We start from the raw sequence: 10,533 nt of genomic DNA on the forward strand, positions 1-10,533 counted from the left end.
AAATACTTTATTGAGAGACAATTTAATTTACCTACTCCTGCTTATATATTCTAAAAAACCTCCCTTAATTAAATAATTTCACTACCTACTATTAATTCTTTGCAACGCTACCTGCCCTCTGCTGGATCTATTATCAATTGGTTATTTTCTTGGCCTTTAAAGGCATTTACTAAATCGTTATTTTTATCAGTGCGGTTTTTCTTTAAATATTGCTCACTTTTCAGAAAGTCCCTTGCAATTTGGTTGATTATTCCATAGGTAATTAAAACATATGGTTGTTGATTGATATTATGATCTTTTAATATTCCTTTAATTGGGAGGTTTTCCATCTATCATAGTTTAACAAAACTTTTAAGGGTATTTCGTCAATGATATCTTCATCTAGCTTGATATATAACCCTCTCCCTCAGATTTTATTCTACTCTGACATATACTTTTAAAAGTAGATTCTCTATTATTTTTTCGGGGGTTTACCTTGAGCAACTGATGCATAATAGCTCATGACATTTCTTATTATTTTAACTTCTTCTCTAGCTTCCTCCTGGCCTGATTTTATACCTGCATGTATAGTATTGCTTGCGATTAATAACTGACCTTGAACTAGGCAAACTGCTACACAATCTTTATAACCAGTATCTAAAACTCTTGCTAATACATCTAGCCTTTTCTCTGATATTTCTGTATCATCAATATCTATTCTACCTTGGCGGTACACTCTTGGTTTTTTGGAAACTACTTTATCTTTACTCTTTTCTGAAGCTCTTTTCATAAATGTTTATATTTTCAAATATATTATTAAATAATAGCACTAAAAAGTTAACCAAAAGTTAATTTAATTTAAATTGATAGAAGATTCTAGATTATTATACTTAAACAAAAAATAAGAGAAGAGTTAAAATGAAAAAAAGGAAAGTAAGTTGGGAAAAAGATATTATTGATAATGAAGGTAATACTAAAAAAAACTAAAAACTATAGAGCTTTCTCCTTATGATTTAGGTTCTTCTCAACGAAATATGCCTTTTTATGTAAAAATTGAAGACAAGGAAATGATAGAAGCGCTATTTAATAAATGGGACAATGAACATAAATTAGGTAGAATTTTAGTAAAGTCAGATTATCTGCCCTTCAAATTAAGTCTTAGCAAAGGGAAGTATGGCTTCTTTTGTGATTTAGTTTCTGTTCTTCCAGAAAGACATAAAACATTGATGATTTTATATAACGATTACTCCATAGTTAAAAACTTCTTATCTTTAGCTATTCAAGATATAAATAAAGAAACTTATAATTCTGCCCAAACTAAAAAAGTACTTACTACTTTATTAGATATTAATATTAATCCTTTTCTTGTTCAAGAGATCATAGAAGATTATCTTAATGACCAAAAAAATCATGCTCCTAAAGCTGGAGAAATCTTACATGATGAATTACAAACTATTATATCTAGTAGAATTGATAAAACTCCTCCTAACCATAAAGAAAAAACATCTTATGGTGAAAAAAAAAGCAATAAAAGTTACCAAGCTAAAATTTTAAATGAAAGAACTGAGATAAGTAATTATACTGGTAAATCGTGATTCTAAATATTACTTTACTAATAATCTTAGCTAAGTCTTAAGGTAAAATATTACTTTTTATCTAAACATTTATTATATTAATAACATTACTCAAATAATTCATATAATATGATTTTGAGAATTTCTATCTAATTAATATATTTTTATTACCCCAATATAAACTTGATATGCTATTACAAAAAATTACTTATGTATATCTTTGATACGGAAAAAATTGTCCACTTAAAAAATAGATCGATAAAAGATATTAGGAAGCCCTGCAATTGCTAGCTTAGCGAAATATAATCGGAAAAATCGAGGTTTAAAGGTCAGAACCCCTACAACATAAGGTATTTTGTGATTAAATTTGACAACCTTAAATATTGATCACTCAGATAAAGATAAGTTGAATGAAAGGTATAATGAAAATATTGTGGATTTAAATCAACTTATTAAAGAAAATAAGGATAAGTCTCATACTATTCGACACTAAAGAATTTACTATAGAAAAAGTATATTAACTATAAAACAGCTAAACAAAAGCCCACAATTTATTTCTAAATCATGGGCTTTTATTTTCTATAAAATTAAGGGTAAATTGTTATTTAATTCTTAATTTAGAAACAACTTGCTTAACACCATCTTTGCTTTGTGCAATAGATTCTGCTCTTGCTTTCATATCACCATTCGGTACATCACCGGTAAGTACTACTACACCGTTAGATGTTTCAACATGAATGCTTAAACCGTTAATTGCACTATCAGCTAAGAAATCTCTTTTTATTGAAGCGGTGATTGCTGAGTCAGATACAGCAGTCTTTACAGGGTGTTTTACGCCGGTAATTTTTAATTTAGAATTAACTTTCTTAACACCGTCTCTGTTTTGTGCAATAGAAATTGCCCTATTTTTCATATCTTCGCTTGGAACGTTTCCGGTTAAGGTAACAACACCGTTTTTGGTTTCAACATGAATGCTTAAACCGTTAATGTCGCTATCAGCTAAAAATTCACTTTTAATTGAAGCAGTGATTGCTGAATCAGATATGGCAGTTTTTACTGGATGTTTCTCAGTTGTAATTTTCATTTTAGAAACAACTTTTTTAACTCCTTCTCTGCTTTGAGCGATAGATATAGCTCTATTTTTCATATCTTCGCTTGGAACGTTTCCGGTTAAGGTAACAACACCGTTAATGGTTTCAACGTGAATGCTTAAACCGTTGATTGTGCTATCAGCTAAGAATTCGCTTTTGATTGAAGTTGTGATTGCAGAATCCGGTACTAAGTTTTTAACGGTACTGCTATGATCTGTTGAGGTAGAAACTTTCGCATTAGCAATATTTGCTGTACCAAGTGCAACGATAGATGTAGCAATAGCTAGAGCTTTTAAATTCTTGATAATCATAAGTCCTCTTCAATTTAAATTAAAATATTATTATTTATGCTTGTAATGCATAAACTTAGTCTTGGATAGTCAGATTGTTTTTAACTTCTCTAACACCATCAGTGTCTTTAACAATGTTTATTGTTCTGTCCACTGCTTCTTGATTAGGCGCCTTACCGGATACGGTGACAACACCTTGATTGGTTTCAACACTGATATTATAGGCACTTGCAATGCTGTCGGCTGCAAGTTTTGCTTTTATTTTTGTTGTGATAGTTGTATCACTTATAGCATCGCCTACTTTGCTGGTAATATTGTCCATGTTATACTCCTTTCTATTAAATAGTTTTGTGTTTTAAAAATAAACCCTAATAAATTGGATAAATAATAACGATATTATCTGATAAGTAGAAAATCACAAAAATGATTTAAAATCAAATAAAAAATTCATATGAGGCAAAATTTTATTTACGTTTCAAGAATCGGAAGATGGATATGTTGTTATATATCAGTATGTTAGTATGGGTACACGGATGCTTGTTTTTTTTGAGTTTATCGTGAAAATAATGCGGGTTTTTCAAAAGCAAAGTATAAAAGTTTATAACAAAGAGCTATAATTTAAGTATAATTTTACCTTTATGAGTTCTGCTTTTTATCTTATTATGAGCAATTTCCACTTCTTCAAATTTATAAATACTGTCAATAATCGGAGTAATTTTTTTTGAATAAACAAAAGGCATTAATATGTCTTTAACATTTTGAATATATGTTTCTTTTATATTCTCTGGTTTTGATCTTAATGTGGTGCCGATAATATTGAGATTTTTCATTAAAACTGCCCCCATATTAATTTTAGCTTCGGAGCCGTCCATTACTGCTAAGCTGATTAACTTTCCATATTTGTTTAAGGATTTAATATTTTCCTGCAAATATTTACCGCCTAAAATATCAACAATAATGTCCGTGCCCCCATTTTCTTTAATAAGCGCTGAAAAATTATTAGTAGTATAGTTGAAACAAAAACTAGCACCAAGTTTTCGGCAGAAATCAAATTTATTTTCATTGCTTGTTGAGGTAAAAACTTTGCACCCCAGTGAAGCTGCCGCCTGAATAGCGAAAGAACCTATACCGCTTGAGCCGCCATGTATAAGTATATTTTTATTTGCTTTAATTCTACCGCAGTCAAATAACGCCATCCAGACGGTAGTCAAAGCTTCGGGAAGCGCAGCAGCTTGAATTAAATCAAAATCTTCTTCCAAAAAGATAACTTGACTTTTTTTTGCACATACATATTCACTATACCCTCCGCTCTCAAGAAGCGCGCAGACCTTCCGGTTCGTTCCTTCTATTATTCCCGCAATTTCCAGCCCCGGTACATTATCACCGTTTGGAGCCGGGTAAAGCCCTTCTCTTTGTAGGATATCAGCTCTATTTATTCCTATTGAACTCACTTTGATTAAAAGCTCGTTTTCTTTCGGAGTAGGTATATCGGTCAAAACTAATTTTATAGAGCCGTCACTTTGAATTTGAAATTGTTTCATATTATTACCACTCATAAAACTTAGTTTAATGTATCTTCCGGAGAGCGTTTAAAAATATTTAATTCATCAAATTGTTTTAATTCTTCCTGTTTTTCTTTTTCCAATTCTTGAAGTTTAAATCTATCAATTAGTATTTCATATTTGCGCTGCTCTTTAAAAACATCAACTATTTTATTATTAACTTGAGAAATCTCTTGTTTTACTAAGTTTATTTTTTCATTGATTTCAGCGGTTCTTAACTTTAATGATTTAAAGAAACCGGTATATTCTATGGTTGGATTAACACTTTGCGCAATGACATCCATCTCATTCTTTCTTTGGCTTTCAATATCCTTCAAAAGTGCTTCATAAGAATTCAACCGGTTTATTAATGCGGATTTTTCAAGCTGTAAATCTTCGATTTGCTTTTTATAAATCTTAATTACTCTTAAGAGTTGTTTAATATTCATTTTTTATTTTTTAAGTAAGCTTCAAGACTATTTAATCGTTCTAAAGTTCCTATGTCAAACCATTTAGAGGTTAGTTCCAAGCCGTAAAATTTATATTTAGTATAATCTTTTTCAGTAGATTTAAACAGTATCTCGTTCATAGGTAAACGCTGCACCTCATAACCGTTAAAAAATTCAGGTGAAACTATATAGCTGCCTATAAAGATAAATTTGTTTTTAGACTCTGATCTAACTAGCTTACCTGTCTCATTTAAGTTAAAATCTCCACTGTAAGAATAGTTGATATGCTGAAAATTTTTGAGTAAAAATAACCCGTCCATTATGTTAGGGTTCCAAGTTTTAACCAAATTTGAAAGAGGTGGGGTAAAGCTTTCTTTATCCAAAAAGATATCGGAATTTATAACTAAAAAAGGCTCATCTACTATATTTCTCATCGCATTTAAAATACCGCCTCCCGTCTCTAACAGCTCTTTTTCATGAGAAATTATAATTTCAATATCAGTAGCTCTATATTTTTCCAAATGGGTGTGAATTTGATCGGCAAGATAATGAGTATTAACTATTATTTTTCTGATTCCTACGCTATATAAATGACCAATTGCATAGTCGATAAGCGCCTTATCCCGGACTTTAATAAGTGGTTTCGGGGTGGTGAGAGTAAGAGGTTTTAACCTGTTTCCAAAGCCGGCGGCAAGTATCATTCCGACTTTTATTTTATTAGAATTCATATAGCTTATATTTTTCAAAAATTTCTTTTAAAGGTTCTAAAGTAGGGTGTTCCAGATTGTTTTTTATATGTTGCCAAACCCTTGGTAAATATTTTAAATATTTGTATTTATTATATTTTATATTAAGCCTGTGAAAAGCTCCAACTATTCTTAAATTTCTTTGTGCCCCCAAAATTGCGTATATAAGCTCTAAATCCGAGTGCTTCATATTTTGAAAAGAGGAAAAATACTGTGCTTTACAAGACTCAACTACTTTAGGACTTACATCTCTTCTTGCATCTTCGAGCAAAGAAACCAGGTCATATCCGGGCAAGCCCAGCACTGCATCCTGAAAGTCCAGCACGCCGACTTTGTGTGTGGTATTATTGTGTTTTATCCACATTAGGTTATCAGCATGGTAATCACGGAGAGTTAAAACTAATTTGTAATTTTTTAATAGTTTATATAATTCACTGAAGGTATTTAATATTTCTTTTGAAGCGTTTATTGCAGCTTTCGGCTCTAGTTTATGGTGAATATAAAATTCATTAAAAATTAATACTCCGGCATTTAAAAGTTTTTCATCTTGCAAGGGGAGAGAGATATCTACTTCAGCCTTTGCAATTTTAATTAATACATCGATTGCATGTGAATAGAGGAGTTGTTCCTGCTCAGAACTATTATCAATAAATTTTGTGTATGAATCATTTCCTAAATCCTCTAAAAGTAGCAAGCCCTGCTCAAGATTTTCCGCATAAACTACAGGTGCTTTTATCTCATGTTTAATGAGTAAATTTGCAACATTTAAAAAAGGAGTAACTGATTCAGGTTCTTGGCTTGAATCCATTAAAATATAACTTTTTTCAAGGGTAATTATTCTATAATAATGCCGTTTTGATGCGTCGGTATCTATTTTAATCAGCTTATATGTTTTAATGCCGTAATCATGCAGAAACTCTTCAAGTTTAATGCAAAAATCAATATCATCTATTATGTGATTTTCAACTTTAGTTATTTGATGTGTAAAAGGCATGCCTTAGTTCTTCCTCCTTTATTTCTCCGCTGAATTTTAATAAAACTCGGTTACTTTTGCTAACTATAAATGTTTCCGGAATTGCGGATATACCTAAATTTATAATTGTTTCTTCATCTGCATTAATTAAATCATAATAAGGGTTACCTTCTTTTTGCAACATTTTATCTATATTTTCTCTTTTATCCTGCCAAATAATTCCGATAATTTTTATTGCTTTTTCGTTGCTAAGCCTAATTAACTCATAATGATTTTGTTTACATGTCGTGCACCATGAAGAACAAACATGCAGTATGTATTTATTATTAGGATGAATAATCGGTTGATTGTTAATTGCTGATTTAAGTTTGGAAGCATCAAAATATAGGTTTTGAACAAGCTGTATATTGTCCGGCTTAGTGTTTATTGTTTTATAGCCAAGTAAAGCGACTAATAATATAAAAAAAGTGAGTGGAATATATTTACCCATTTTCATAATTTTCACTTAAATAAAAATTAAAAGATGCACAAAAATGCTTTACAAAAATTTGGTCAAATTCAGTGAAGCTTACATTAACCCCTAAATCACTTAAGGAGGTAACCCCGTATTCTTTTATTCCGCAAGGGATTATTCCGCTAAAGTTTGTTAATTTGGGGGAAATATTAAAAGCAATGCCGTGATAAGTCACCCAGCGTTTTACTCTAATCCCGATGGCAGCAATTTTATGGTCTATACCATCTTTTTTAGTCCATATCCCGATCAGCCCTTCTTTAAGGAAAGTGTTTATTCCGATTTCCTTAAAAGTAGTGATAGCTGAGTTTTCCAGTCTTTTTATGAACTCTCTAATATCAGGTTGAGTTTGAATTTGCTTTAAGTTAATCATAAGATAAACTATGCGTTGCCCGGGGTCATGATATGTGTATTTACCGCCTCTGCCGGATTGATATACCGGGAATTTTTCTTCTATTAAATCCTCCCTTTGTGCACCAGAACCTGCGGTATATATTGGTGGGTGCTGCAATAACCAAAGAGTCGAGTTTCTTTTTTGTTCGCTGATTTCCTGAGCTAAAAATTCCATTTTTGCTAATGCATCAGGATAGTTTATAAGAGTTTTAGAATAAATTTGATCAAGCGGGTAAGGCATAAATACTTATTCTTGTTTAATGCCGTATAACATATAATTTACGCTTATATCTTCAGATATAGACCACGCTTGGTATAGAGGATTATAACTTACCCCGACCGGGTCGCTATGTTTAATATTATTTTCAGCCAAGCGAGAAATAATATCTTCTGGAGCTAAAAATTTATTCCAGTCATGGGTGCCGACGGGCAGCCATCTTAAAACATACTCGGCACCGATTATAGCTAATAAATATGATTTTAAAGTCTTGTTTAGGGTGGAAATAAATATAAGCCCTCCGGGCTTTAAAACATTTAAAGAGGATTTTAAAAACGAATTAAGGTCAGCAACATGCTCAACCACTTCCATTGTAATTACTACATCAAATTTTTCATTCTCCTGCTCTAATTTTTCTATAGTTGTATGGAGAAAATTTATATTATCCGCTAGGTTATTTTTAATTTTGTGGGCATTAGCAATTTTTATATTTTTTTCCGTAACATCAATTCCAAGAATATCAGCACCGAGCTTTCCAAGCGGAACGGTAAGTAACCCGCCGCCGCAACCGATATCTAATATTTTCATGGAACTCAGAGGTTTGGCTTCTTTTTCAATAGCAAAGTGTTTAATAACTTTATCTCGTATATACTTGATTCTGATCGGATTTAACTGATGCAAAGGTTTGAATTTTCCACATTCATCCCACCACTCGTCAGCAATCCGAGAAAACTTATCTACTTCACTTTGGTCAATTGAAGGTGAGGTAAGGCTCATAAAGCTTCATGACCTTGAATAACATCTAATTTTAATTTTCCGAAAGCTTTTGCTTCAATTTGTCGAATTCTTTCACAGGATATACCGTATTTTTGACTAAGCACATCTAAAGTCGCAGGCTTATCTTGTAACATTCTTGCCCCGATTATATCCTGCTCGCGAGGAGTTAGCTTTTGCATTGCGTTAGTAAGTAATGCTTTTTTACGCCTTAAGTCATCATTTTCAAGTAAAGTAATTTCTTGATTAGGTGATGAATCCGGCAACATCTCAATAAGCTCTACGTCATCATCTTCATATACTTGTCTATTTAATGAAATTGTAGAATTGCTCATCATGCCGTTCATCTCAATCACATCTTTGCGATCAACATTTAATTCTTTTGCAATTACATCAACTTGACTGGTATCTCCATCTTGGGTTGAATGACTTAGTTTGTTTTTGATTCTGTTAAGGTTATAAAATAGCTTTTTTTTGGTTGCGGAAGTACCCATTTTAACTAAGCTCCAAGATTTCAGCACATAATCTTGTATATAAGCTTTTATCCACCAGATCGCATAGGTTGAAAATCGGTTTCCGTTATAAGGGTTATACTTTTTAACTGCATGCATTAATCCTAAATTGCCTTCCGATATAATATCAATAACCGGCAAGCCATAGCCACTAAACTTAATTGCAATTTTAGCAACAAGTCTTAAATGGCTGGTAACGAGAAAATGAGCCGCTTCCAGATCCTGAGACTCATGCCACTTAACGGCAAGGTCATATTCTTCTTTTTCACTGAGAATAGGAAATTTGGCTATTTGCTGAAGATACTTTGATAAACCGGTATCGGAATGAATTATAGGTAAAGCCATTAATGACATAAAATGTACCTCTTTAAAAACGTGCCCTTTTCCAAATGTTTTTTTATTTATCCGGAATTAGTGTAAATAATATCATTTAAATTAGTGAATGGCAAGTGGTGCTTACAATAGCTTTCTCTATAAATTTATAATAAATTTTTCTTCTTATGTGAGTACTTTACCCACTATCTTGTTTACCTCCGGAAGTAATTCTTCGTTAAACCATTTATTTTTTTTAATCCATGCATTGTTTCTCCAGCTCGGATGCGGCAAAACCAAATATTCAGGAAGATAATCCTTCCAGGCTTGTATAGTATCTCTCATAGTATTCTTTATTCTGCGTTTTAAGTAATAGTTTTGCGCATAAGAACCGATTAAAATAGTAAGCTCAATATTAGGCATTTGATCAATTAAGCTTTGATGCCATAATTTTGCACAATTTATATCGGGAGGGTTATCTCCCCCATGCTTATTAACACCTGTGTAATAAAAGCCGATAGGCATAATTGCTATTTTATCTTTGTTATAAAAAACTTCCCTCGAAAGGTTGAGCCAAGATCTTAAAGTGTCACCGGAGCGGTCATTCCAGGGTATACCGCTTTCTTGCGCCTTTCTCCCGGGAGCTTGCCCGATTATAAGTAGTTTCGCTTTAGGGCTTAGCTGTAATATCGGCTTATAACCGTTTTTCATTCCAGGAATTGAAGAAATATAATTTTCAATTTCTAAAATTATTTGAGCTATATCCATAACTTTTTGATCTCTTAAACAAATATATAGTACAATAAGATGCTTTAATAATATTAGAATTCTAAGAAAAATAAATGCTATTTTAAGGTTTTACAGTTAAAAATAATGATCAAATTATTTCTTGCTTGCTAAAAAAGGTTCTTTATGCGGTTGTGCATATATTTAATAAAGCTCTAATATAAAACTAAAAGATATGCTAAGTCAAAAATTAACTTTAACTGTTAAATTTGTTTAAGATAAAGTATAGTTACTTAATATTATTTTTAAAAAAGTTATTATATACAAATAATAGGGCAGTGTTGCAAAGAATGAAATTGAAGGAAGAAGGTATATATGTTTATAATATTCTTTAGAATATATAAGCAGGAGTAGGTAAATTAAATTGTCTCTCAATAAAGTATTT

At 31.6% G+C, this 10,533-nt stretch carries 15 protein-coding genes; 2 read left to right on the top strand and 13 right to left on the bottom strand.

The window, feature by feature from the left end; all coding sequences use genetic code 11:
* Positions 1-107 precede the first annotated feature (107 nt).
* Both NF27_RS06975 and NF27_RS06980 read right to left on the bottom strand, forming a co-directional pair.
* Entirely contained in the window at positions 108-329 is a 222-nt protein-coding gene (locus tag NF27_RS06975) for a hypothetical protein (protein WP_039457521.1), read from the bottom strand.
* Positions 330-454: 125 nt separating this feature from the next.
* Complete coding sequence (locus tag NF27_RS06980; protein WP_039457522.1) at positions 455-769, bottom strand: hypothetical protein; 315 nt, start codon at positions 767-769, stop codon at positions 455-457.
* A gap of 244 nt (positions 770-1,013) precedes the next feature.
* On the opposite strand from NF27_RS06980, the gene NF27_RS06985 reads away from it, so the two are divergent.
* Positions 1,014-1,574, top strand: a complete 561-nt coding sequence (locus NF27_RS06985) for a hypothetical protein (RefSeq protein WP_039457524.1) — start codon at positions 1,014-1,016, stop codon at positions 1,572-1,574.
* Between the two features lie 346 nt (positions 1,575-1,920).
* A complete protein-coding gene (locus NF27_RS13170) occupies positions 1,921-2,046 on the top strand; it encodes a hypothetical protein (RefSeq protein ID WP_275574616.1) in 126 nt (41 codons plus the stop codon).
* Positions 2,047-2,154: 108 nt separating this feature from the next.
* Here NF27_RS13170 and NF27_RS06990 read toward each other — a convergent pair whose 3' ends face one another.
* From NF27_RS06990 to NF27_RS07040, 11 genes are all read right to left on the bottom strand, one after another.
* Entirely contained in the window at positions 2,155-2,955 is an 801-nt protein-coding gene (locus tag NF27_RS06990) for a BON domain-containing protein (protein ID WP_053332660.1), read from the bottom strand.
* Positions 2,956-3,010: 55 nt separating this feature from the next.
* A complete protein-coding gene (locus NF27_RS06995) occupies positions 3,011-3,256 on the bottom strand; it encodes a BON domain-containing protein (protein WP_053332661.1) in 246 nt (81 codons plus the stop codon).
* Between the two features lie 289 nt (positions 3,257-3,545).
* Positions 3,546-4,475 (bottom strand): NAD(P)H-quinone oxidoreductase, encoded by a 930-nt coding sequence (locus NF27_RS07000; RefSeq protein ID WP_039457551.1) that lies wholly within the window; start codon positions 4,473-4,475, stop codon positions 3,546-3,548.
* A gap of 20 nt (positions 4,476-4,495) precedes the next feature.
* The gene (locus NF27_RS07005; protein ID WP_039457528.1) at positions 4,496-4,924 is read right to left on the bottom strand and encodes a flagellar FliJ family protein; all 429 of its coding nucleotides are present in this window, start codon (positions 4,922-4,924) and stop codon (positions 4,496-4,498) included.
* Entirely contained in the window at positions 4,921-5,652 is a 732-nt protein-coding gene (locus NF27_RS07010) for a nucleotidyltransferase family protein (RefSeq protein ID WP_152606865.1), read from the bottom strand. The genes NF27_RS07005 and NF27_RS07010 overlap by 4 nt, the downstream gene beginning before the upstream one ends.
* Positions 5,642-6,664 carry an aminoglycoside phosphotransferase family protein gene (locus tag NF27_RS07015; protein ID WP_039457535.1) on the bottom strand — a complete coding sequence of 341 codons (1,023 nt, stop codon included), beginning with the start codon at positions 6,662-6,664 and terminating at the stop codon, positions 5,642-5,644. The genes NF27_RS07010 and NF27_RS07015 overlap by 11 nt, the downstream gene beginning before the upstream one ends.
* On the bottom strand, positions 6,639-7,133 hold the full coding sequence (locus tag NF27_RS07020) for a redoxin family protein (RefSeq protein ID WP_161791826.1): 495 nt from the start codon (positions 7,131-7,133) through the stop codon (positions 6,639-6,641). The genes NF27_RS07015 and NF27_RS07020 overlap by 26 nt, the downstream gene beginning before the upstream one ends.
* Positions 7,126-7,788, bottom strand: a complete 663-nt coding sequence (lipB, locus tag NF27_RS07025) for a lipoyl(octanoyl) transferase LipB (RefSeq protein ID WP_039457539.1) — start codon at positions 7,786-7,788, stop codon at positions 7,126-7,128. The genes NF27_RS07020 and lipB overlap by 8 nt, the downstream gene beginning before the upstream one ends.
* A 6-nt stretch (positions 7,789-7,794) precedes the next feature.
* Positions 7,795-8,541: a bifunctional 2-polyprenyl-6-hydroxyphenol methylase/3-demethylubiquinol 3-O-methyltransferase UbiG gene (gene ubiG, locus NF27_RS07030; RefSeq protein ID WP_039457542.1), complete on the bottom strand. Its 747-nt coding sequence runs from the start codon at positions 8,539-8,541 to the stop codon at positions 7,795-7,797.
* Entirely contained in the window at positions 8,538-9,404 is an 867-nt protein-coding gene (gene rpoH / locus NF27_RS07035; protein WP_039457544.1) for an RNA polymerase sigma factor RpoH, read from the bottom strand. Before rpoH ends, ubiG begins: the two co-directional genes overlap by 4 nt.
* 144 nt (positions 9,405-9,548) lie before the next feature.
* On the bottom strand, positions 9,549-10,130 hold the full coding sequence (locus tag NF27_RS07040) for a uracil-DNA glycosylase family protein (RefSeq protein ID WP_039457546.1): 582 nt from the start codon (positions 10,128-10,130) through the stop codon (positions 9,549-9,551).
* Positions 10,131-10,533: the final 403 nt, after the last annotated feature.

This window comes from Candidatus Jidaibacter acanthamoeba, assembly GCF_000815465.1.
In the GTDB taxonomy this organism is placed as follows: Bacteria; Pseudomonadota; Alphaproteobacteria; order Rickettsiales; family Midichloriaceae; genus Jidaibacter; species Jidaibacter acanthamoebae.